A 22,063-nucleotide genomic window follows, 5' to 3' on the forward strand; every position below is an offset into this window, starting at 1 on the left:
TAAAAAAGAAAGTCAAGTTTTTTAGAATTATTATAAATAAGATTGTTCTGATAATTCAAAGGGAAATAAAAAAAGCGACAGAAAGCCGCTTTGATATTCGTCTTTTAGCCCTGACAATCAGGACAGATGCCGTAAATGGATAGGACTTCCTTGGTAATCTTATAGCCTGTTTGTTCATGGGCTTCGCGCTTGAGACTTGGAATTTCCACGTCCATGAAATCAGTGATTTTTCCGCATTTTTCACAAATAACATTGAGGTGTTCATGCCCCATAAAGTCATAGTAGGTCGTCGTGTCATTTGCTCGTTTGAGTTCGGTGATAAAGCCTTCTTCCAAGAGAACCTTGAGGTTATTGTAAACCGTTGCCAAACTCATATTAGGGTAGTTGGGCAGGAGGTCCTTGTAAATCATTTCGGCACTTGGGTGGTCGTCGCTTTCGATTAGATAGGCAACGACAGCTTTTCTTGTTTCGGTAATGCGTACACCCTTTTCTTTTAGATGTTGGATGACGTGTTCAAAAGCAGTTTGGTTTTCTGCATTGAGGTGAGAATGGAGTTCCATAGTTTCCTCCTTTCGTTACTATTTTATAAAAATTCTAAGATACAATATTCAGTTTCATTATAGTGTATTTGGGAGGTTGTGTCAATTTTGAGACAGGAAATCTGTCATAGGACAGTTTGATGTCTCATGACTTGTTTACATACTTTTCCTGTGCTACAATCAGACCATGACACGATATAAGGCAATTATTTCCTACGACGGTCATGATTTTTCTGGTTTTCAGCGCCAGCCCCATGCTCGTACGGTTCAGGAAGAAATCGAAAAAACGTTAGTAAGACTCAATAGTGGCCAGCCGGTAACCGTTCATGGTGCAGGTCGGACAGATGCAGGAGTACACGCCTATGGTCAGGTTATACACTTTGACTTGGCTGGCAGTCGAGACACTGAGAAGCTCCGCTTTGCCCTGGATACCCAAACACCTGAAGATATTGATGTGGTCCAGGTGGAGCAGGTGGCGGATGATTTTCATTGCCGCTACGCCAAGCACAGCAAGACCTATGAATTTCTGGTGGACATTGGCCGGCCCAAGAATCCTATGATGCGCCACTATGCGACTTTCTATCCCTATGATTTGGACTTGGGCTTGATAGAAGAAGCTATTCAGGATCTAGTGGGGACTCATGATTTCACAGGCTTTACAGCTTCAGGAACCTCGGTCGAGGACAAGGTGCGGACCATCACGGCGGCGACAATGGAGTATGACCAGCGGCGCCAGTTCTTGATTTTTACCTTTTCAGGCAATGGCTTTTTGTACAAGCAGGTGCGGAATATGGTGGGGACCCTCTTGAAAATTGGTAATGGTCGCATGCCTGTGGGGCAGATTAAGCGGATTTTGGCAGAAAAAGATCGTGGTTTGGCAGGTCCGACTGCGGCAGGCAATGGGCTCTATCTAAAGGAGATTATCTATGAAGACTAAGTATATTTTGGCGCTTTCGGGCAATGATATTTTCAGCGGTGGTGGCCTCCATGCAGACCTGACCACTTACACAGTCCATGGGCTGCATGGTTTTGTGGCGGTGACCTGCTTGACAGCTATGACGGAAAAAGGTTTTGAGGTTATTCCGACAGATGCAGCGGTGTTTGCCCAGCAGTTGGCTAGTTTGAAGGATGTGCCCTTTTCAGCTATTAAGATCGGCTTGCTTCCGACGGTGGAAATAGCAGAGCAGGCCTTGGAATTTATCAAGGCCCATCAGGATATTCCAGTGGTTTTGGATCCGGTCTTGGTCTGCAAGGAAACGCATGATACCGAGGTCAGCCAGCTGAGGGATGAACTCTTGAAATTCCTTCCCTATGTCAGCATCATCACGCCAAATCTGGCAGAAGCTCAGCTATTGCTCCAAAAAGACATCCAAACGGTGGAAGAGATGGAGCAGGCGGCGGTGGCGCTTTATGACTTGGGTGCCAAGTCGGTGGTTATCAAGGGGGGCAATCGCTTGGGAGGTTCACAGGCTGTCGATGTGTACTATGACGGGCAGGAAGCGGTGGTGCTTAAGTCGCCCTTGCTCTCAGAAAACAATGTGGGGGCGGGCTGTACCTTTGCGTCCAGCATTGCCAGTCAGCTTTTGCTAGGTCAGGACTCTTTGGAGGCAGTCCGACTGTCCAAGGACTTTGTCCATGCAGCCATCTTAAAATCAGATCAATATGGGGTAATTCAATATGAGAAATAAAAAGACGCAGGAATTGGTCTTGCTCGCTATTTTAACAGCCTTGAGTTTGGTTTTGGCCTTTGTTCACGTGCCGACACCGACAGGTTTTGTCACATTCTTGGATGTGGGAGTCTTCTTTACCGCCTTTTACTTGGGCAAGAAAGAAGGAGCGATTGTCGGCGGTTTGGCAGGGCTATTGATTGACTTCTTGCTGGGCTATCCCCAGTGGGCATTCTTTAGTCTAGTCTTCCACGGGGCTCAAGGTTACTTTGCGGGTTGGACAGGTAAGAAACGGATTCTCGGTTTAGTCTTGGCGACGCTCTCTATGGTTGGGGGCTATTTTGTGGCGTCTAGTTTAATGTATAACGTAGCTGACGCTGTTACAAGTCTGATGAGTAATACTCTGCAAAACACAGTTGGTTTGGTAGTTGGTTACATCTTGGCTCAGGCAATAGAAAGAATTGGTGCAGTAAATCATGTCATTAAAGGAAATTAAGGAACAGACCCAGCAGGTTGTCGAGGAAGTTTTAGACCTCAGCAATCTTCAAAAGGGGCAGATATTTGTTCTAGGTTTGTCTTCTAGTGAGGTCATTGGTGGACATATTGGCAAAAATTCCAGTCTGGAAGTCGGTGAGGTGGTTGTTGAAACCATCTTGGAAATTCTGGAGCCAAAAGGTATTTATCTAGCTGTCCAAGGTTGTGAACACCTCAATCGTGCCTTGATGGTGGAGCGTGAATTGGCAATCCAGAAGGACCTGGAAATAGTCAATGTCCTGCCAACCCTCCATGCAGGTGGTTCAGGTCAGTTGGCGGCCTTCAAGTATATGAAGGACCCGGTGGAAGTCGAATTTATCACAGCTCAGGCTGGTGTAGACATCGGCGACACAGCTATCGGCATGCATATCAAGCACGTCCAAGTTCCGATTAGACCTAGCCTGCGTGAGATTGGTCAGGCCCATGTCACTGCTCTTGCCAGCCGACCAAAACTAATCGGTGGAGCCCGTGCAGCCTATCAGGAAGATAAGATACGGAAAGGTTCATAATGAAAGAATTTACGGTCAAGGATTTAGTGTGGACCCGTCCACCGAGACAATTCACTATTTCAGATGAAGAAATTACCATTACCACAGAACCCAAGACGGATTTGTGGCAGAAGACCTATTACCATTTTGTGAATGACAATGCTCCTGTCTTGCAAATGGAAACGGAGGAGGACTATTTTTCCTTTACTGTGAAGACGGATTTTGCGGGTAGTCATACTCGATTTGACCAGTGTGGAATTGTCCTTTATCAAGATTCGGAGAATTGGCTCAAGTGTTCGATAGAATATGAAAATGAGGACTTCCAACACTTGGGAAGTGTGGTGACTAATCACGGCTTTTCTGACTGGGCAACTACTGAAATCAGTTCACAAGTTAAATCTATGTGGTTTAGGCTCAGTCGCAGGGGAGCTGATTACTGCTTTGAAAATTCCGAAGACGGTATCCACTTCAAACAAATGCGGGTTTGCCATTTTCATCAAGGGGCGGGGAAAATAGCTTTTGGGCTATATGCCTGTTCACCAGAAAACTCCAGTTTTACAGCTCGCTTTACCAATATGGAATTGAGCGACTGCAAATGGCTGCCCCATGACGGACAAGAGCCAGATGAAATATAGTAAGAGTTTTAGGTAAGTAGTAACAGAAAAATTGTTGAAACTCATACTCTTCGAAAATCAAAAAGATCCGTTGTCAACTTGCCTTGAAGAACTCCTGTTCAATCTTCGCCGTCGTTTCCTAGGCGACTTTTGATTTTCATTGAGTATCAGGAAGTAACTTTCGACTAGTAAGAGAGTTACTTTTTTTATCTTTTGAGCCAAATCCTTGCCAAGAAGTCTAGCTTATGTTAAACTTGTTCTTGTAAATGATACAAGAACAGAAAGGAGACCGAATGGATACAAAGTTTTCAGTAGCCCTTCATATTCTGACCATGATCAGTGAGAGTAAGGAAATACTTAGCTCGCAAGCCTTGGCTGAGAGCGTTGGCACCAATGCCAGTTACATCCGCAAGGTGATTGCACTTTTGAAAAATGCAGGCTTAATCACTTCGCACCAAGGTCGTTCAGGCTACCAATTGAGCAAGTCCCCTAAGGATATTAGCTTATTGGAAATCTACCTTGCTACGCAAGAAGTGGAGCATATTCGCCTATTTCAAATACACCAGAATGCCAATCTTACTTGTCCAGTTGGGCAGCATATAGAAGGTGCAATGGTTCCCATCTTTTCCAGCGTTGAACAAGAACTGGAAAATCAACTCAGTCGTCAATCCTTAGATAATGTGATTACTAATCTCTATCAATCAGCCAATCAAGAACGAATCTGACCAAGTGTCAGATTTTATAAACCCAAACATAGACCTGTAAGTGATACAGGAACAAATTAAAGAATAGAAAAGAGAAGAACATGAAAGCAGCACAACACACATCTTATAACAAAAACAACATCGCCCTTAACCTTACAGAAATTGCTAAGCCACAAATCAAGCCTAACCAGGTCCTTGTCAAAGTGACCGCAGCAGGCGTTAATCCATTGGACAACATGATTTCACGCGGAGATGTGAAATTGATTGTCCCTTACAAATTGCCCCAAACAGCTGGAAATGAAGTAGTTGGCCTGGTTGAAGAAGTAGGTTCAAGCGTGACGACATTTGCAGCAGGTGATCGTGTCTTCGGTCGTCTTCCACTTGATAGTATCGGTGCTTTTGCTGAGTATGTAGCGGTTGACGCTCAGGCTCTTGCTAAGGTTCCTGCCTACTTGACAGATGAAGAAGCGGCTGCTGTTCCTTTGACAGCTTTGACCATCATGCAGGCCCTCGACCTCATGGGTGCTGAGGCAGGCAAGACCATCTTCATCTCAGGTGGAACTGGTGGTGTCGGCGGTATGGCTATTCCGATTGCCAAAGCCAAGGGCTTGACTGTCATTACTAATGGTGATGTGGCAAGTGCAGAGCGGGTGTTGTCATTGGGTGCAGACCAGTTTATCGATTACAAGACAGAAGATTACACCAAAACACTTAGCAATGTTGACTATGTCTTGGACACACTTGGCGGTGCAGAAACGGAAAAACAAATGTCAATCATGAAAAAAGGTGGACAGCTAGTTTCCCTTCGTGCCATGCCAAATGGTGAATTTGCCAAACGTATGAATTTGCCAAAATGGAAGCAAATCTTGTTTGGCCTAGCTGGTCGTTCATTTGACAAAATGGCTAAGAAATACGGTGTTCACTACCATTTCATTTTCGTAGAGAGCAATGGTCGCCAGCTGCAAGAAGTAGCAGACATTTTCAGTAAGCTCGAAATCAAACCGTCAATCGATACCGTTTATCCATTTGAAGAAGTCAACGCAGCACTTGATAAGGTTGCCAACGGTCGTTCACGCGGAAAAACCGTCCTCCGTTTCAACTAAAAAACAAAATATACAGGGAAAAATCATGTCATATATTACAACTAAAAACCAATACATCACCGTTTCAAACAATAAAATCGCCTATCGTGAGCTTAGCAAGGGCAAGTCTGACATCCCTTTGGTCATGCTGGTTCACCTAGCGGCGACCTTGGACAACTGGGATCCAAAATTGCTGGATTTGCTGGCTGAACAACACCATGTAATTGTCCTAGACCTTCCTGGCGTAGGAGCTAGTCAAGGCAAGGTGGCTCCGACTATTCCAGGAATGGCTGAGCAGGCTGTTGCCATTATCAAGGCTTTGGGTCATGAAAAAATCAATTTGCTAGGTCTGTCTATGGGTGGCTTTATTGCTCAAGAAATCGTTCGTCTGGATAGTCAGCTGGTTAACCGTTTGATTTTAGCTGGTACAGGTCCTCGTGGTGGTTTTGAAGTCGATAAGGTGACTGGAAAAACCTTCCGCTATATGCTGAAGGCTGGTTTGGAGCGTGTGGATCCAAAACGCTACATCTTCTACAATCATGATGAAACAGGTCGTTTGGAGGCAGAAAAAGTCTTGGGTCGTATGGGGCAACGAAGTGCTGCTCATGCAGACAAGGACATGAATGTTCCAGGATTTTTGACCCAGCTCAAAGCTATCAAACGCTGGGGAAGAGAGCCACAAGATGACATGACCTTTATCACCCAACCAACTTTGATCGTCAACGGTGATAAGGACATGCAGGTTCCAACAGAAAATTCTTATACCATGCATGAGAAAATCAAAAATAGCCAACTGATCATCTATCCAAATGCAGGTCACGGCTCTATCTTCCAAAATGCAGAGGATTTTTCGAAAGCCTTACTAGCCTTTTTGGAGGAAAGCAATGCCTAAAACCATTTTAATCACAGGATCGACGGACGGGATTGGCAAACACCTAGCCATGAAACTAGCTAGTGAAGGTCATGAAGTAATCTTGCACGGGCGAAATAGCGAAAAGCTCCGTGTAGCCCTCAGTGATATTCTACGATAAATGAACCTACCAACAATTTTCGGAAAAAGTTGTAACAAAACCCTTGACAACTTTTGGGAGTTAGGATATACTAGTCTACGTAAAGTTGTAATAAAGAAATTTACAACAAAAACATTTCGGAGGAAAAGAAAATGAAAATAGCAGTAATAGCAGCGAACGGTAAAGCAGGTAGCTTGATTGTAAAAGAAGCGGCAGCACGTGGTTTTGAAGTAACGGCTATCGTTCGTAGTGAAAATAAGACAGTCGCACAGCAGGTTCTTCAAAAGGATGTTTTTGACTTGACAGCTGATGATGTGATTGGTTTTGATGCGGTAGTGGATGCAGTAGGTGCCTGGACAGCAGACACTGTGCATATGGTTCCTGATGCAGCCAAACATTTGGCGGCTATTCTAAAAGATTCACAAACACGCTTGCTTGTGGTTGGTGGAGCAGCAAGCCTCTATGTTAATCCAGAACATACCTTGACTGTGGCAGATGTGACAGAGTTTCCAGCGGAGGTATTGCCTGTGCTAAATGCTCACAAGGAAGCACTTGAGGCCCTTCGTCAAGTAGATGATGTCAACTGGACCTATGTAAGTCCGGCAGGTGATTTCCAAGCAGACGGTGAACGGACAGGTCGCTATATTCTTGGCGGTGAAGAGTTGGTCTTGAATAGCAAGGGAGAAAGTGTTATTTCCTATGCAGATTATGCCGTTGGAATGATTGACGAGATTGCGTCAGGTGATCATCTCAAAGCACGTATCAGCCTTGTCAGCGAGTAAAAGGTTTTTATGCAGATTTCAAATAAATTTACCATTGCCATTCACGCCTTGGCCTTTATCCATCTCTTTCAAGACCAGCAACGTGTCACCAGCAAGGTTTTGGCGAACAGCATTCAAGCCAATCCCGTTATCATTCGCTCGGTTCTATCTGGTTTGAAGGATGCGGGAATTGTAGATGCCAAGCAGGGCAGCGGCGGTTTTCGTTTGGCAAAGCCACTTGATGACATTAGCCTTTATGACATCTTTGTTACGGTTGACAATATCGATAAGAAAGGCTTGTTTAATTTTCATGAAAATCCCCATCCCGACTGTATCGTGGGAGGGAATATCCATGCCGCTGTGGACGACAAACTCGTCCAAGTCCAGACAGCTATGGAGAAAGAATTGAAAACCATGTATATGTCTGATGTTCTGGTTGACCTAGAAAAAGCCATTGAAGAAAAAGTGAAAAGGACTTAAATGGGAGTGGGAAAGAACTCGACCATTCATAGAAGAGTTCGTCAACAAGTCTTTATTTCAAGTTGTTGAGCTGAAACAGTCTATCCCCAGACATCAATTTATGTGAGCTGACTGCCGTCAGCTTATATCTCCCACTTTAAAAGGTCTCCCAGACCTTTTAAACTCCCACCCCCGCATAGCTCCAAAGGTTCGGGGAACCTTTGGAGGTTGGAAATAGAGCGAACTTTGTTCGCCACAGTCGTAATGGTCAGATTTGGAGTGTAAAACACGAATTGCTGAGATTTGCTTCGCAAATCTTATCTCCAACCTTTAACAGTACACTGGACTGTTAAACCCAATCAACCACTGCGCTGAGATGTTGACACGAACTCTGAGTAGTGGTCCTGGGCTTTTTGCCCATCCTCACTATACACAAAAAGACTTAGAGTGACTGAAAAACAGTTATCTAAGTCTTTTTGCTTGGTCTGGTCAAGATTGTTGATAAACTTGCCCTATTGCTCTCCCATCAACTGCATGATGTCATCAGGGCTTTCCTTACAGCCTCTAGCAACCCAGGTTTTAAGCACTCGGAAAAATCCGCCTACGATAAATTGCAGGTGAAAATCATCAGTCATGTCCCCCAGCCTTTCTTTGAAATAGCGATCCAAGACCTCCTCGAGCAAGTAGTCCAAATGGTTGGCAGTCAATAAGCGAATCTTATCCTGCTGTTCATACCAAAAGTCAAAAAATTGCCGTAAAGCTAGTAAGAGATGAGCATCTGACCAATCCGACAAGTCAATCTGCCGTTCGGTCAACCAGGCTTGCAACTCCATGTTGAATGACCGTTCGAGAACCTCTTTCTTATTAGAAAAGTTACGATAAAAGGTCACCCGACCGATGCCAGCTCGCTCCACCAACTCAGACACACTAATCTTTTCAAAAGATTTGTCTTCCAGCAACTCCCACAAAGCCTCCACGACACTCTCCACAAATAACGACTCTTTCCGCTTCACTCTTTCCATGCGAAACACTTCCTTTCCTTTGTTTCCTTTTGGGCAAATAGCAGAGCTGGGACTAGTTTTCCCACTGTTCATCTGCTATACTAATAAAAAAACGAAACACCTGTTTCTAAAAATATACCATAAAGGACAGAAAAAAGAAAGTATGAAAAAAGTTTGGAAAATAGTATCAGCTGTAGTAGCCACCTTAGCTTTGCTTGGTTTTATTGCCTATAAAATGACCTTTGGTTGGTCCGCTCCAGAGCTTGTACATCAGACCCCACAAGTGAATGAATGGTACAGCCTCAGTCCCGAAGGGGTTGTAGATTCTCAGGGCAATCAGGCACACGGCCTGCTTCGTATCGGTAAAGAGAAAAATAAGGTGATGGTCTATTTCTTTGGTGGTGGTGTGAGTATCAATGAAGAGACTGCTAGTGGAGGGACTCAATATTATGCGACCACAACTGCTAACCAAGATTATGTCGCAAAATGGGGAATTGGTAGTTCGCAGGAAGATAATCCATTTAAGGACTGGACTATGATTGTCCTTCCGTATGGGACAGGAGATTTTCATGCTGGCACACAGAATTTTACTTACGTAGATGATAAAGGTAAGGAACAAACGATTTATCATCAGGGTTATAATAATTTGTCAAGTATATTAGCAGCAACCAAACCGCACGTTGGCAATCCCGATACGCTTCTGGTGACTGGATTTTCAGCTGGCGGATTTGCGACCTCACTGCTAGCGGATGATGTCATTTCTCATTTTCCAACGGCGAAAAATGTCACCGTTGCAGTTGACAGTTCCTTTTTGAGACATGATAATTGGAAAAGCATTGCGGAAAATGTCTGGAAAACACCGACTTCCATTAGTGACCGCCTGCATTCAGATAATATTGTTTTAGATAGCTTAGTAGCCCTCCATGAGAAACGCGGGGATAGCGTTAAGATTTTATTTGACATTTCCTATCGAGATGGAATTCTTCAGCAATATCAGGCTTATATTGACCAAGGGCAACTAGCAGATGCAACAGAAGAGAGCAGTGAGCACTTTCAAAAAGAACTTAAAAAAATGATTCAAGAACTGCAATCTCAGATTGATGGCGTGGGTATTTTTGTCTGGAATTACGGGCAAGATGAAAAAACTACCGCTACTCAGCACACCACCATTAACTTCTCAACATTCTTTACCCCTATGTCTCAAGACAAGAGTGTGGCAGAATGGCTGGATGATGCGGTTAACGGAGAGGTAAAGAGTTACGGGTTAGAACTATTAGATTAGGAGAATAGCTTGAAAAAATTTAAAAAAATCATCTTATGGATCCTTGGGATTGTAGCTAGTCTCGGTATCATTGCTTATGTGTCGGTTACCAATCATCCGCAGTTGATGGTCGGTGTCATTCAATCGTTTATGTACAAGGAAAGTTCACCGAACTCTTACAGTCCTCTTTATGCCCCCATTGATGGTCTGAAAGAGAATGGTCAGTATTTGAAAAGTGAGATTGCCTATAGCAAGGACTATCCCAACAGTTTTTTAGATATAACCTATCCAGACCAAAATCTTGAAGCTGACCGTCCAACCCTCTTCTATTTCCACGGTGGTGGATTCTTTGGAGGGAGTAAAAATATGGGGGATCCTCTGGCAGCTAGCCAAGCGACCTATCTCATTGACGATATCGTGTCAAAAGGATATAATGTGGTCAATGTTGACTATGCTCTTGTTCCAGACTATCATTTTCCAACGCCGGTGATTCAGATGAATCAGGCTATCGCTTACATAAAGGAACACGCTGAAGAATACCATTTGAACATGGACAATGTCGTCTTGATGGGTTCATCAGCAGGTGCCATCATGGTAGCTCAATATGGTAGTGTCTTAGCCAATCAGGAGTACGCTCAGCTATTGAACATTGAACCAAGCATTGCAAAAGAACATGTCAAGGCTCTGGTCATCGACGATGCTCCCTTAGATTATGCCAAATTTAGCTTAGCAGCCAAGATGTTGGTTGGAAATTATGTTTCAGAAACCATTTATCTAAGTGAGGAAGAAATCAATGCCTATAACCCGATTTCCCATGTGAATAAAGACTATCCAGCTAGTTTCCTTCTGGGAAGTGAGTATCGGACAGATATGATGTCGCTCAATAAGGCCTTGAAGCAAGCGGGAGTTGAAAATGAATTGGTCGATCCTTTAGCAGAAGAAGGGCTTGAAAAGCCTCATGGTTTTGTGGCGAATTTACGAAATGACCCGGTATCTGCCAAAGCATTTGAACGGTTGATTACTTTTATAGACGATAGAACCAAGGAATAGTCGGAGTATTGATAAGTTGGAAACTGATGGGGATTTGCCCAATCAATCTGCCGCTCTGACAACCATGTTTGTACTTAGAAAGTCTACGCCGAAAAATTCCAAATGAGAACAATGAGTCCCAGCTCTGCCATTTCCCAAAAGTACGTTATAAAATCGTTGAAATCCCTGTCAATTGTGTTATAATGAAGAGTATGCAATAAAATTTTAAGGAGAATGACAGAATGTCTGTATCATTTGAAGCAAAAGAAACAAACCGCGGCGTTTTGACTTTCACAATCGGTCAAGATGCTATCAAACCAGAATTGGACCGCGTTTTCAACAAAGTTAAGAAAGATATCAATCTTCCAGGTTTCCGTAAAGGTCACTTGCCACGTGCCGTTTTCAACCAAAAATTTGGTGAAGAAGCACTTTACCAAGATGTAGTAAACGCTCTTTTACCAGCAGCTTATGAAGCAGCTGTTGCAGAAGCTGGTCTTGAAGTAGTTGCACAACCAAAAATCGACGTTGTGTCTATGGAAAAAGGTCAAGACTGGACAATCACTGCTGAAGTTGTGACAAAACCTGAAGTAAAATTGGGTGACTACAAAAACTTGGCAGTTTCAGTAGAAGCTACTAAAGAAGTAACAGACGAAGAAGTTGACGCAAAAATCGAAGCTGCACGCAACAACTTGGCTGAATTGGTCATCAAAGAAGGTCCAGCAGCTGAAGGCGATACAGTTGTTATCGACTTTGTAGGTTCAATCGACGGTGTTGAATTTGACGGCGGTAAAGGTGAGAACTTCTCACTTGGACTTGGTTCAGGTCAATTCATCCCAGGCTTTGAAGCACAATTGGTAGGCCACGCAGCTGGTGAAGAAGTAAATGTTGAAGTAACTTTCCCAGAAGACTATCAAGCAGCTGACCTTGCTGGTAAACCAGCTCTCTTCGTGACAAAAATCCACGAAGTAAAAGCAAAAGAAGTTCCAGCCTTGGACGATGAATTGGCAAAAGACATCGACGAAGAAGTGGAAACACTTGATGAGTTGAAAGCTAAGTACCGTAAAGAATTGGAAGCTGCAAAAGAAGTTGCATTTGACGATGCAGTTGAATCAGCAGCTCTTGAATTGGCTGTAGAAAACGCTGAAATCGTTGAATTGCCAGAAGAAATGATTCACGAAGAAGTTCACCGTGCAATCAATGAATTCTTGGGTGGTATGCAACAACAAGGTATCTCACCAGATATGTACTTCCAAATCACTGGTACAACTCGTGAAGACCTTCATAAACAATACGAAGCAGATGCTGAAAAACGTACTAAGACAAACTTGGTAGTTGAAGCAGTAGCTAAAGCAGAAGGTTTCGAAGCAACTGAAGAAGAAATCAACAAAGAAATCGAAGACTTGGCAGCAACTTACAACATGGAAGTGGCACAAGTTCGTAGCTTGCTTTCACCAGAAATGCTTAAACACGACATCACAGTGAAAAAAGCGGTTGAAGTCATCACAAGCACTGCAACTGTAAAATAATTATTTGGAAAACTCGACTTGGTCGGGTTTTCTTTTTGTTTTTTGATAAATTAGTATATATTTTAAAAAACACTTGACTGGTTAATATTCTTGTGATATAGTTAACTGGTTAACAAAGGAGGTAGTTATGTTAAAGAAAGTGATAAGAGGCTGTTTTGTTGCTTTATTCGGCTTTGTTTTAGCAGCTTGCTCGGCTCAGAAGGAAGCGAGTCAAGTGCAGCCAGGAATGAAAATAGTCACCTCATTTTACCCGATTTATTCACTGGTTAAGGAAGTGTCAGGAGATAAGAATGATGTTCGGATGATTGGTTCGCGTTCGGGAATCCATTCTTACGAACCATCAGCAGCGGACATACGGGCCATTTATGATGCAGATGTCTTTATTTATCATTCAAGGATTTTAGAGTCTTGGGCAGGGCGATTGGATCCAAATTTACAGGGTTCGGCTGTCCAGGTCTTAGAGGCATCTACAAGCCTGCCTTTATCAAAAGTGCCTGGTTTAGAAGATATGGAAGTTGGTCAGGGGATTGATGAGGCTAGTTTATATGATCCTCATACCTGGTTGGATCCTGTTTTGGTCGGTCAAGAAGCCCTTGAAATAGGAGAGCTTTTGGCAGAGAGTGATCCAGAGAATGCGGATTATTATAGGGAAAATGCTAAGGCTTTGGAGAGGGATGCTCAAAAGTTGGCGGACAAATATATTCCAATCTTTGCGAAGGCCAGTTCAAAAACCTTCGTGACTCAACACACAGCTTTCTCTTACACTGCACAACGCTTCGGGTTGAAGCAGTTGGGGATAGCAGGGGTGTCTGAGGAAGAACCTAGCCCAAGGCAGTTGGCAGAGATTAAAGAGTTTGTCGATACTTACAAGGTACAAACGATTTTTACCGAAAAGGGAACGTCGGATAAATTAGCTAAGGCTCTGGCAACTTCGACAGGTGTGGACTTAAAGGTCTTGGATCCTCTAGAAGCAGACCCTGAAAATAACTTGACCTATTTAGAAAACTTAGAGCAGGTTTTAGAAACTCTTGCTCAAGAATTGAGATAATAATCACGTAAAGGAGAAAAAATGAAGAAAAAAGCAGTTGTTGGCTCCGTAGCCGCCCTTGTTTTAGGGATGAGTCTCTGTAGCTATCAGCTTGGACGTTTCCAAGCGATGGAAGAGCAAAAAAATCGTGTGTCCTATATTGAAGATGGTCAAAGTGCACAAACTACCGTTGCTGAACAATTAACACCTGATCAAGTTTCTGCCAAGGAAAATATTGACGCTGAGCAGATAGTCGTTAAAATTACTGATCAAGGCTATGTGACATCACACGGTGACCATTTCCACTACTATAATGGCAAAGTCCCTTTTGATGCGATTTTTAGTGAAGAGTTGGTCATGAAGGACCCAAACTATGTCTTACAAGACAGTCACATCATCAATGAAGTCCAGGATGGCTACGTCATAAAAGTTGATGGGAAATACTATCTCTATCTAAAAGACCCTAGCAAACATAAAAATGTTCGTAGCAAAGAAGAAGTGGAGCGGCAAAAAGGAATCTCTTCTGCTGACAGCAAAAATCAGGCAGCAGGAAATAGTAAAGATGGCCGCTACAGAACAGACGATGGCTATGTCTTTAATCCGACAGATGTTATTGAAGACACGGGAGATGGCTTTATCGTTCCGCACGGCGACCATTTCCACTTTATTCCTAAAAAAGATTTATCAGCTGCCGAATTGAAGGCTGCTCAAGATTACTGGAATCAAAAAGGAAGTGTGAGCTCGGCTAGTGGTAGTCAATATGGCGATAGAAATAATAGAGCTCAGCAGACAACAATTAGTGCGGGGCAAGGTCAGGATTTGGCTAGTTTATTGGCTCAATTGGATGCAACACCCCTATCTCAACGCCATGTAGAAGCAGATGGATTGGTATTTGACCCAAGAACGATTACGAAGAAAACCGCAGCAGGTGTCATCGTTCCACACGGCGACCATTACCACTTTATTCCATACAGCCAGATGTCTCCTCTAGAAGAGAAGATTTCTAGAATGATTGGTGTAAATGGAGCAGGTGTTTCTTCTGGCGCACAGGCAAGTCACTCCCAACATACACCAACACAACCAAATCGTCCAGTAACACCAATCGGCACGGTTACAACGCAACCGGTATCGCCTACACAACCAGTATTACCAACACAACCGAAGCAGTCAACAGGGAAAGTGGTTTCCTATATGGGACGTCAAATTCCTGCTTACGGAAAAGGTTTAGATGGTAGGGCATATTTTACAAGTGATGGATACATCTTTAGCAAATCCTCTATTACCTCAGTTGATGATCAAGGGCTGATAGCTAGTCATGGAGATCATTTCCATTATGTTGGTTTTGGCGAACTCGAAGATTTTGAAATCAAGCAAGTAGAGGAATGGGTTAATGAGAAGGCGGGCAAACAAGTGTCGTCGAAAACATCTGAACAAGTAGGAAACGATGCTAAACCCACCACACCAAGTCAAGGGAATGATTCAAAACCTGTAAAACCAATTCAAGAAGAAAACCGCCCTGCATTTGAATATAAACAAGTAACGGCTAAACGTAAATTGGCTGGAAAAGTTGTTTATGAAATGGAAGTAGGTGGAAAAACTTATACGTATGGTCGTGACGAACTAGATTTGATGAAGATCTCTTTTGCTGAGTTGACCTTGGCAGAAAAAGATAAGCAGTATATCTTTGATATTGCACCGCTTGCAGAAGGAGATCTTAAGCCAGCCATGTTGGTCGGTATGGATCAAATTCCGATGAAGGGAGCGAATGCGACCTATGATACTGGACAATCCTTTATTATTCCACACATTGATCACATCCACGTCCTACCTTACACATGGTTGAGTAAGGAACAAATTGCAACGATTCGCTATATCATGCAACATCCTGAAATTCGTCCATCTGCTTGGACTACAAGTGGACATGGTGATGGAGAAGCAACGGATCTTGTTCCTCCAATTCTAAATGCAACACCTAAAGCAAACCGCTTAGGCTTGAAAAATTGGCAAATCATTCACACAGCAGAAGAAGTCATGGATGCACGTGCAAAAGGGAAATTTGCGACAAATGATGGCTATATCTTCTCGGCGGAAGACGTACTAGATCCAGCAAGTTTTGTCTTTAGTCAAGCGTTCAGTCTACCAAGAGCGACAGGTGGTTCTCTGCGTTCAATTTCCAAGAAAGATTTATCTAAAGAAGAATTGGAAGCTGTACAAACTCTTCTTGATAAACGAGACGCTGAAGAATTGGCGAAAAATGTCACACCAATTGAGAAACGTGCAGGTTTGAAAAATTGGCAAATTGTTCACACAGCAGAAGAATTGGCAGAAGCTAAGGCAGCAGGAAAATATACAACGAAAGACGGCTATATTTTTGACCCAGCAGACCTATTAGATCCAAAAGTGAAAATAGGTACGGATCACTATCGTATCCCACGTGTGATTACAGATGGTTACCGTCGGATTAACAAGAGTGATTTGAATTACTTAAGCGAGCTGATTCCAGCAGAGGCTATGGTAGCTCAACGTGAGAAATCTAATTCTAGTTCACCGTCAACACCTGCACCAACTGAAACAGGAACAACTGCAGGCGAGACAACAACGCCAGAACAGCCACAAGTTGCCAAAGAAACAGCAGAGGAAATTTACAACCGAGTTGAAGCGAAGAAAGTCGTTCCTTTCGAAGCACTGACCTACAATGCTGGCTATGCGACCGAAGTACGCAACGGGACTCTGGTAATTCCGCATCAAGATCACTATCACTATGTATCCTTTAAATGGTTTGACCAAGGCAGTGCAAGAAGTCCTGAAGGGTATAGTCTAGAAGATTTCCTAGCAACGGTTAAATACTACATGACTAATCCACAAGAACGCCCTGTTTCAGACGATGGCTGGGGAGTATTTACACCAAGTACACCATCTGAATCAACAGAAGAAACAGAGACGGAAGAAAGTGATGAAGAAATTATTTCTGAAGAAACTGAGGAAATTGACGAGTTTACAGAAGAATTAAAACGAAGAGCAGAAGAGTTTGGCATGGACTTCAAAACCTTTGAACAAAGTCTGGTCACGCTCTCAGACCGTTACAAAGTTTCTTTTGAAGCTTTCGAATATGACGCAACAAGCAAAGTTGTTCGACTTGTAGATAAGGATGGGGTCAAACGGACCATCTCCCTTCCAAGTTTAGAAGAACAAGTATAGTAAACAAAATACCTGTAGCGCTGAGCTCTGCAGGTATTTTTTTACAGAAAAACGATAAAGATTATCTTTGACTATTTGCCTTTTTTAGCGTAAAATAGAAAGGAAAGACAAAAAAGGAGAACAGCCTTGGAACTTAACGTATTTGCAGGACAAGAAAAAAGCGAACTTTCCATGATTGAAGTAGCCCGTGCTATTTTGGAAGAACGTGGACGTGACAACGAAATGTATTTCAACGACTTGGTCAATGAAATTCAAAACTACCTTGAAAAATCAAACAGCGAGATTCGCGCAGCCCTCCCAACCTTCTATTCTGATTTGAATGTGGATGGAAGCTTCATTCCACTTGGCGAAAACAAATGGGGCTTACGTTCTTGGTACGCAATCGATGAGATTGACGAAGAAGTGATCACTCTTGAAGAAGATGATGAAGATGCACCAAAACGCAAGAAGAAACGCGTCAATGCCTTTATGGATGGTGATGATGATGCGATTGACTATGGACATGATGATCCGGAAGATGAGGACAACTATCCAGGTAGTGTATCATCAGAATACGATGATGAAAATCCAGATGATGAAAAAGATGAAGTTGAGTCTTATGATTCGGAAATCAACGAAATTATTCCAGATGACGAATTGGACGAAGAGGATGTTGATTTAGGTGAAGATGACGACGAGTATTCAGATGAAGAGGTCGTTGACGAATAAGAATTATAAGAATTATATACCAATAGATTCTTAAAAATAATTTGACAAGACTACCAAATTACGATAAGATATTATCGGGCACCTCTTTTGAGGTCGGAGCTCCCTAGCGATAGGGAGCTATTTTTGTTTTTTCTTCAAGTTAACAGGAAGTATCCCCACAAATTGCTTCCTATTAGCTTGAATCGTAGAAAAGGAGTTTGCATGACAAAGTATATTTTTGTAACAGGTGGCGTTGTTTCCTCTATCGGAAAAGGGATTGTAGCAGCCAGTCTAGGTCGTTTATTGAAGAACCGAGGTCTCAAGGTAACAATCCAAAAATTTGATCCATACATCAACATTGACCCGGGAACAATGAGTCCGTATCAACACGGTGAAGTTTTTGTGACGGATGACGGTGCAGAAACCGACTTGGACCTTGGGCACTATGAGCGTTTCATCGACATTAACCTGAACAAATATTCAAATGTTACAACAGGTAAAATTTATAGCGAAGTCCTTCGCAAAGAACGTAAGGGAGAGTACCTAGGAGCGACTGTTCAGGTCATTCCCCACATCACGGATGCTCTCAAGGACAAAATCAAGCGTGCAGCTCGTACTACAGATGCAGATGTCATCATCACGGAAGTGGGTGGTACAGTAGGTGATATTGAAAGCTTGCCATTCCTTGAAGCCCTCCGTCAGATGAAGGCGGATGTTGGCTCAGATAATGTTATGTATATCCATACAACACTCTTGCCTTACCTCAAAGCAGCAGGCGAAATGAAAACTAAACCAACACAACATTCTGTAAAAGAGTTGCGTGGTCTAGGTATTCAGCCAAACATGTTGGTAATTCGGACAGAGCAGCCTGCTGGACAAGGAATTAAAAATAAACTGGCACAATTCTGTGATGTTGCTCCAGAAGCGGTCATTGAGTCCTTGGATGTCGAACATCTTTACCAAATCCCATTAAATATGCAAGCGCAGAACATGGATCAAATTGTTTGCGATCACTTGAAACTCGACGTACCTCCAGCAGATATGACAGAATGGACAGCGATGGTAAACAAGGTTCTTAATCTCCAGAAAAAAGTAAAAATCGCTTTAGTTGGTAAGTATGTAGAATTACAAGATGCCTATATTTCTGTAGTTGAAGCACTAAAACACTCAGGATATGCAAATGATGCTGCTATCGAATTGGATTGGGTCAATGCAAATGATTTGACAGCAGAAAACGTAGCTGAACGTCTAGGACAAGCACAAGGAATTATCGTTCCTGGTGGCTTTGGACAACGTGGTACAGAAGGGAAAATACAAGCCATTCGTTATGCTCGTGAGAATGACGTGCCAATGCTAGGGGTCTGCTTGGGAATGCAGCTGACCTGTGTAGAATTTGCTCGTCACGTTCTCGGTTTAGATGGTGCTAACAGCTTTGAATTAGACCCAGAAACCAAATATCCAATTATTGACATCATGCGTGATCAAATTGGAGTAGAAGATTTAGGAGGAACTCTCCGTTTAGGTCTTTATCCAAGCAAGCTCAAACGTGGCTCCAAGGCTGCAGCTGCTTATGATAATCAAGAAGTTGTACAACGTCGCCATCGTCATCGTTATGAGTTTAACAATGACTTCCGTGAACAATTTGAAAAAGCAGGTTTTGTTTTCTCAGGTGTGTCACCAGACAACCGTTTGGTAGAAATTGTTGAAATTCCAGAAAATAAATTCTTCGTTGCCTGCCAATATCATCCAGAACTACAATCTCGTCCTAATCACCCTGAAGGTTTGTATACAGCCTTTGTTTCAGCAGCTATGGAGAATGAAAAATAAGTATAACTGTTATAGAAGAAGATTGGTATTATTCAATCTTCTTTTATATTTTATATAAATAAACGGAAAAGATGTCAGTATTTATAGAAGAAAATACGAAATACCGCCCCCATATGGCATCATTGTCTAGATGGTTTTAAGCATTATATATAGTAGAATATTGCAAAAGAATCAGCTAAATCAATACGTTTTGGCAAAAAAGTAAAAATAAAAAATAAAATTCAAAAAAAGTGTTGACAAGGATAGTTCCTAATGATATACTAGTTCTTGTGTTAAGCGGGGATGGCGGAATTGGCAGACGCGCAGGACTAAGGATCCTGTGACCGCTTTAGGTCGTGTGGGTTCAAGTCCCACTCTCCGCATAGTGGACTAGCTAAGGCTAGTCCTTTTGTTTTGTCCAGATAAGTGCAGAGCACGATATATGCTAGTTCATAAATTACAAGAATGATACGAAACAGGCATTATTATGGCTTTCATGAAAAGATATGTGAAAGTTTTCTCAAAACTAGACGGTTTCAACTAGCATTTTCAAAATAAAAATGGTAGAATAGAAGAGTATGAGGTGCAACCTCAAAAAATATTAGGAGGCTATCGAAATGCCATTAGTTTCAGCAGAAAAATTTGTCCAAGCAGCGCGTGACAACGGTTATGCAGTTGGTGGATTTAACACAAACAACCTTGAGTGGACTCAAGCTATCTTGCGTGCAGCAGAAGCAAAACAAGCTCCAGTTCTTATCCAAACTTCTATGGGTGCAGCTAAGTACATGGGTGGTTACAAAGTAGCTCGCAACTTGATTGCTAACTTGATCGAGTCAATGAACATCACAGTTCCAGTTGCTATTCACCTTGACCACGGTCACTACGAAGATGCACTTGAGTGTATCGAAGTTGGTTACACTTCTATCATGTTTGACGGTTCACACCTTCCAGTAGAAGAAAACCTTGCAAAAGCAAAAGAAGTTGTAGAATTGGCGCACGCTAAAGGTATCTCAGTTGAAGCTGAAGTTGGTACTATCGGTGGTGAAGAAGATGGTATCGTAGGTACTGGTGAATTGGCTCCAATTGAAGACGCAGTAGCAATGGTTGCAACTGGTATTGACTTCTTGGCAGCAGGTATCGGTAACATTCACGGTCCATACCCAGCAAACTGGGAAGGTCTTGACCTTGACCACTTGCGTAAATTGACTGAAGCTGTACCAGGTTTCCCAATCGTATTGCACGGTGGTTCAGGTATTCCAGATGCACAAATCCAAGAAGCGATCAAATTGGGTGTTGCTAAAGTTAACGTAAACACTGAGTGCCAAATCGCATTTGCAAACGCAACTCGTAAGTTTGCAGCGGCTTATGAAGCAAACGAAGCAGAATACGATAAGAAAAAACTCTTTGACCCACGTAAATTCTTGGCAGACGGCGTGAAAGCTATCCAAGCATCTGTTGAAGAGCGTATCGACGTATTCGGTTCAGCGAACAAAGCTTAATGTAACTGCGAAGAAATCTCAGATTTCAAGCAAACAAAGCATAAGTTTCTTAGATTAAACCAAAAAGGATTTTCTTTCGAGAATCCTTTTTTTATTATGTAGTTGATTAAGTTTAATCTAGTTCCTCGCTATGAAGAAATCTACGATAGAAGTGAGCAGAGAACAGTTAAAATATAAACCGCTCCAAAGTTTTTATGACTCTAATGACTTAGAGAACGAAGAATTATGGATGGGGCGCAAACTGTAGTATTAAAATATTTACCTATGAGTATAGATACTTTAAAAAATAAAAAATAAAAATGAAAATAATTCTTGCCAAGCCCAATCTTTTCTGTTAGAATAGTATGGTATGTGGTGCTAGCACATCCGATATATTTGATCAAATGAGGAGGAAGATACAATGGCTAAAGTATGTTATTTCACTGGTCGTAAGACTGTATCAGGTAACAACCGTTCACACGCTATGAACCAAACTAAACGCGCAGTTAAACCAAACCTTCAAAAAGTAACTGTTTTGATTGATGGTAAACCTAAAAAAGTTTGGGCTTCAGCACGTGCATTAAAATCAGGCAAAGTTGAACGCGTATAATAACAAAGTCGTTAGAAAAATCTAGCGACTTTTGTTTTTGGAAAAAATAGCCTAGTTATAAAGTCGGTGAGGAGCAAATTCGACCACTACATAATAAACAGGAAAGAATATCAGCTATATAGCTCTTCACATTGCTGTTGAAAAGTTAACAAAGAAGGAATGTTGTCAAAAATAAACTGTGTATTGATGTGGAAGATTTTTCCAAGATCGAACATATAAACTTGGATTGACAATAGGAATTGTACGAGAGAGCATATCCGTACGGGTTCTACAAGAAGGGAATCACGAACTGGAAGAATAGAGAGTGTTGTTCAGTTTTTCTCAGTTTTTCAAAAAAATCCAAAAAATCTCAAAAAACCGGTTGACAAAGTATATAAGTCGTGATAGAATAATTGAGTTGTCTCTTGAGGGGTTAGTTAACAGAGGAACGAAAAAAAGTTTCAAAAAAGTGTTGACAAAGTTCACAAGAAATGATAAACTAAGATAGTTGTCGCGAGAGCGATGAACAAGACCTTTGAAAATTAAAGAAGACGAACCAAACGTGCAGGGTGATTTATCTAAGGATAAATCGTCAATGACAAA

21 protein-coding genes, 1 tRNA gene and 1 pseudogene are annotated in these 22,063 nt (G+C 42.3%); 21 read left to right on the top strand and 2 right to left on the bottom strand.

What is annotated here, in order from left to right:
- Nucleotides 1–104: 104 nt before the first annotated feature.
- Nucleotides 105–560 carry a Fur family transcriptional regulator gene (locus P7J58_RS08260; RefSeq protein WP_408556109.1) on the bottom strand — a complete coding sequence of 152 codons (456 nt, stop codon included), beginning with the start codon at nucleotides 558–560 and terminating at the stop codon, nucleotides 105–107.
- Nucleotides 561–726: 166 nt separating this feature from the next.
- Between P7J58_RS08260 and truA the strand changes: the two genes are divergently transcribed.
- The 11 genes and pseudogenes from truA (at nucleotide 727) to P7J58_RS08315 (ending at nucleotide 7,879) form a co-directional block, all read left to right on the top strand.
- Nucleotides 727–1,476: a tRNA pseudouridine(38-40) synthase TruA gene (truA, locus tag P7J58_RS08265; RefSeq protein WP_024410345.1), complete on the top strand. Its 750-nt coding sequence runs from the start codon at nucleotides 727–729 to the stop codon at nucleotides 1,474–1,476.
- Nucleotides 1,466–2,227: a bifunctional hydroxymethylpyrimidine kinase/phosphomethylpyrimidine kinase gene (locus P7J58_RS08270; RefSeq protein ID WP_408556108.1), complete on the top strand. Its 762-nt coding sequence runs from the start codon at nucleotides 1,466–1,468 to the stop codon at nucleotides 2,225–2,227. Before truA ends, P7J58_RS08270 begins: the two co-directional genes overlap by 11 nt.
- Complete coding sequence (locus P7J58_RS08275) at nucleotides 2,217–2,702, top strand: ECF transporter S component (protein ID WP_408556107.1); 486 nt, start codon at nucleotides 2,217–2,219, stop codon at nucleotides 2,700–2,702. The genes P7J58_RS08270 and P7J58_RS08275 overlap by 11 nt, the downstream gene beginning before the upstream one ends.
- The gene (locus P7J58_RS08280) at nucleotides 2,683–3,249 is read left to right on the top strand and encodes a TIGR01440 family protein (protein WP_408556106.1); all 567 of its coding nucleotides are present in this window, start codon (nucleotides 2,683–2,685) and stop codon (nucleotides 3,247–3,249) included. Before P7J58_RS08275 ends, P7J58_RS08280 begins: the two co-directional genes overlap by 20 nt.
- On the top strand, nucleotides 3,249–3,863 hold the full coding sequence (locus P7J58_RS08285; protein ID WP_099810249.1) for a DUF1349 domain-containing protein: 615 nt from the start codon (nucleotides 3,249–3,251) through the stop codon (nucleotides 3,861–3,863). The genes P7J58_RS08280 and P7J58_RS08285 overlap by 1 nt, the downstream gene beginning before the upstream one ends.
- A 272-nt stretch (nucleotides 3,864–4,135) precedes the next feature.
- Entirely contained in the window at nucleotides 4,136–4,567 is a 432-nt protein-coding gene (locus tag P7J58_RS08290) for an Rrf2 family transcriptional regulator (RefSeq protein ID WP_029943867.1), read from the top strand.
- An 80-nt stretch (nucleotides 4,568–4,647) separates the two neighbouring features.
- Entirely contained in the window at nucleotides 4,648–5,649 is a 1,002-nt protein-coding gene (locus tag P7J58_RS08295) for an NADP-dependent oxidoreductase (RefSeq protein WP_408556105.1), read from the top strand.
- Nucleotides 5,650–5,674: 25 nt separating this feature from the next.
- Nucleotides 5,675–6,520, top strand: a complete 846-nt coding sequence (locus P7J58_RS08300; protein WP_408556104.1) for an alpha/beta fold hydrolase — start codon at nucleotides 5,675–5,677, stop codon at nucleotides 6,518–6,520.
- Nucleotides 6,513–6,650, top strand: a pseudogene (locus P7J58_RS08305) (SDR family NAD(P)-dependent oxidoreductase); the annotation flags it as partial. The gene P7J58_RS08300 and the pseudogene P7J58_RS08305, both read left to right, overlap by 8 nt.
- Before the next feature lie 140 nt (nucleotides 6,651–6,790).
- Complete coding sequence (locus P7J58_RS08310; protein ID WP_024377869.1) at nucleotides 6,791–7,420, top strand: NAD(P)-dependent oxidoreductase; 630 nt, start codon at nucleotides 6,791–6,793, stop codon at nucleotides 7,418–7,420.
- Nucleotides 7,421–7,429: 9 nt separating this feature from the next.
- On the top strand, nucleotides 7,430–7,879 hold the full coding sequence (locus tag P7J58_RS08315; RefSeq protein ID WP_029187645.1) for an Rrf2 family transcriptional regulator: 450 nt from the start codon (nucleotides 7,430–7,432) through the stop codon (nucleotides 7,877–7,879).
- A gap of 491 nt (nucleotides 7,880–8,370) precedes the next feature.
- Here P7J58_RS08315 and P7J58_RS08320 read toward each other — a convergent pair whose 3' ends face one another.
- Nucleotides 8,371–8,880, bottom strand: a complete 510-nt coding sequence (locus P7J58_RS08320; RefSeq protein ID WP_408556103.1) for a TetR/AcrR family transcriptional regulator — start codon at nucleotides 8,878–8,880, stop codon at nucleotides 8,371–8,373.
- Nucleotides 8,881–9,022: 142 nt separating this feature from the next.
- Between P7J58_RS08320 and P7J58_RS08325 the strand changes: the two genes are divergently transcribed.
- The 10 genes from P7J58_RS08325 (at nucleotide 9,023) to rpmB (ending at nucleotide 21,481) form a co-directional block, all read left to right on the top strand.
- A complete protein-coding gene (locus P7J58_RS08325; protein WP_408556102.1) occupies nucleotides 9,023–10,141 on the top strand; it encodes a pectin acetylesterase-family hydrolase in 1,119 nt (372 codons plus the stop codon).
- Nucleotides 10,142–10,150: 9 nt separating this feature from the next.
- Nucleotides 10,151–11,170, top strand: a complete 1,020-nt coding sequence (locus tag P7J58_RS08330) for an alpha/beta hydrolase (RefSeq protein ID WP_408556101.1) — start codon at nucleotides 10,151–10,153, stop codon at nucleotides 11,168–11,170.
- A 221-nt stretch (nucleotides 11,171–11,391) separates the two neighbouring features.
- On the top strand, nucleotides 11,392–12,675 hold the full coding sequence (tig, locus tag P7J58_RS08335) for a trigger factor (RefSeq protein WP_172083687.1): 1,284 nt from the start codon (nucleotides 11,392–11,394) through the stop codon (nucleotides 12,673–12,675).
- 127 nt (nucleotides 12,676–12,802) lie between these two features.
- Nucleotides 12,803–13,723 (top strand): metal ABC transporter solute-binding protein, Zn/Mn family, encoded by a 921-nt coding sequence (locus P7J58_RS08340; RefSeq protein ID WP_099832813.1) that lies wholly within the window; start codon nucleotides 12,803–12,805, stop codon nucleotides 13,721–13,723.
- Nucleotides 13,724–13,744: 21 nt separating this feature from the next.
- Nucleotides 13,745–16,900 (top strand): pneumococcal-type histidine triad protein, encoded by a 3,156-nt coding sequence (locus P7J58_RS08345; protein WP_408556100.1) that lies wholly within the window; start codon nucleotides 13,745–13,747, stop codon nucleotides 16,898–16,900.
- A 126-nt stretch (nucleotides 16,901–17,026) separates the two neighbouring features.
- Nucleotides 17,027–17,608, top strand: coding sequence for a DNA-directed RNA polymerase subunit delta (gene rpoE / locus P7J58_RS08350; RefSeq protein ID WP_011921912.1), 582 nt, complete (start codon nucleotides 17,027–17,029; stop codon nucleotides 17,606–17,608).
- Between the two features lie 201 nt (nucleotides 17,609–17,809).
- Complete coding sequence (locus tag P7J58_RS08355) at nucleotides 17,810–19,414, top strand: CTP synthase (protein ID WP_408556099.1); 1,605 nt, start codon at nucleotides 17,810–17,812, stop codon at nucleotides 19,412–19,414.
- Between the two features lie 276 nt (nucleotides 19,415–19,690).
- A tRNA-Leu gene (locus P7J58_RS08360) sits at nucleotides 19,691–19,776 on the top strand.
- A 234-nt stretch (nucleotides 19,777–20,010) separates the two neighbouring features.
- A complete protein-coding gene (locus P7J58_RS08365) occupies nucleotides 20,011–20,892 on the top strand; it encodes a class II fructose-bisphosphate aldolase (RefSeq protein ID WP_004195761.1) in 882 nt (293 codons plus the stop codon).
- A gap of 400 nt (nucleotides 20,893–21,292) precedes the next feature.
- Entirely contained in the window at nucleotides 21,293–21,481 is a 189-nt protein-coding gene (gene rpmB / locus P7J58_RS08370; protein ID WP_001140948.1) for a 50S ribosomal protein L28, read from the top strand.
- Nucleotides 21,482–22,063 lie beyond the last annotated feature (582 nt).

Origin of the sequence: Streptococcus suis, from assembly GCF_046032535.1 — a bacterium.
In the GTDB taxonomy this organism is placed as follows: Bacteria; Bacillota; Bacilli; order Lactobacillales; family Streptococcaceae; genus Streptococcus; species Streptococcus suis_AK.

Bases quoted from the DNA above. Each gene is read 5' to 3' on its own strand.
- P7J58_RS08300 (WP_408556104.1), top strand. From the start codon at position 5,675: ATGTCATATATTACAACTAAAAACCAATACATCACCGTTTCAAACAAT.
- P7J58_RS08315 (WP_029187645.1), top strand. From the start codon at position 7,430: ATGCAGATTTCAAATAAATTTACCATTGCCATTCACGCCTTGGCCTTT.
- P7J58_RS08320 (WP_408556103.1), bottom strand. From the start codon at position 8,880: ATGGAAAGAGTGAAGCGGAAAGAGTCGTTATTTGTGGAGAGTGTCGTG.
- P7J58_RS08280 (WP_408556106.1), top strand. From the start codon at position 2,683: ATGTCATTAAAGGAAATTAAGGAACAGACCCAGCAGGTTGTCGAGGAA.
- tig (WP_172083687.1), top strand. From the start codon at position 11,392: ATGTCTGTATCATTTGAAGCAAAAGAAACAAACCGCGGCGTTTTGACT.
- rpmB (WP_001140948.1), top strand. From the start codon at position 21,293: ATGGCTAAAGTATGTTATTTCACTGGTCGTAAGACTGTATCAGGTAAC.
- P7J58_RS08270 (WP_408556108.1), top strand. From the start codon at position 1,466: ATGAAGACTAAGTATATTTTGGCGCTTTCGGGCAATGATATTTTCAGC.
- P7J58_RS08340 (WP_099832813.1), top strand. From the start codon at position 12,803: ATGTTAAAGAAAGTGATAAGAGGCTGTTTTGTTGCTTTATTCGGCTTT.
- P7J58_RS08285 (WP_099810249.1), top strand. From the start codon at position 3,249: ATGAAAGAATTTACGGTCAAGGATTTAGTGTGGACCCGTCCACCGAGA.
- P7J58_RS08260 (WP_408556109.1), bottom strand. From the start codon at position 560: ATGGAACTCCATTCTCACCTCAATGCAGAAAACCAAACTGCTTTTGAA.
- P7J58_RS08275 (WP_408556107.1), top strand. From the start codon at position 2,217: ATGAGAAATAAAAAGACGCAGGAATTGGTCTTGCTCGCTATTTTAACA.
- P7J58_RS08310 (WP_024377869.1), top strand. From the start codon at position 6,791: ATGAAAATAGCAGTAATAGCAGCGAACGGTAAAGCAGGTAGCTTGATT.
- P7J58_RS08365 (WP_004195761.1), top strand. From the start codon at position 20,011: ATGCCATTAGTTTCAGCAGAAAAATTTGTCCAAGCAGCGCGTGACAAC.
- P7J58_RS08345 (WP_408556100.1), top strand. From the start codon at position 13,745: ATGAAGAAAAAAGCAGTTGTTGGCTCCGTAGCCGCCCTTGTTTTAGGG.
- P7J58_RS08290 (WP_029943867.1), top strand. From the start codon at position 4,136: ATGGATACAAAGTTTTCAGTAGCCCTTCATATTCTGACCATGATCAGT.
- truA (WP_024410345.1), top strand. From the start codon at position 727: ATGACACGATATAAGGCAATTATTTCCTACGACGGTCATGATTTTTCT.
- P7J58_RS08355 (WP_408556099.1), top strand. From the start codon at position 17,810: ATGACAAAGTATATTTTTGTAACAGGTGGCGTTGTTTCCTCTATCGGA.
- P7J58_RS08295 (WP_408556105.1), top strand. From the start codon at position 4,648: ATGAAAGCAGCACAACACACATCTTATAACAAAAACAACATCGCCCTT.
- P7J58_RS08325 (WP_408556102.1), top strand. From the start codon at position 9,023: ATGAAAAAAGTTTGGAAAATAGTATCAGCTGTAGTAGCCACCTTAGCT.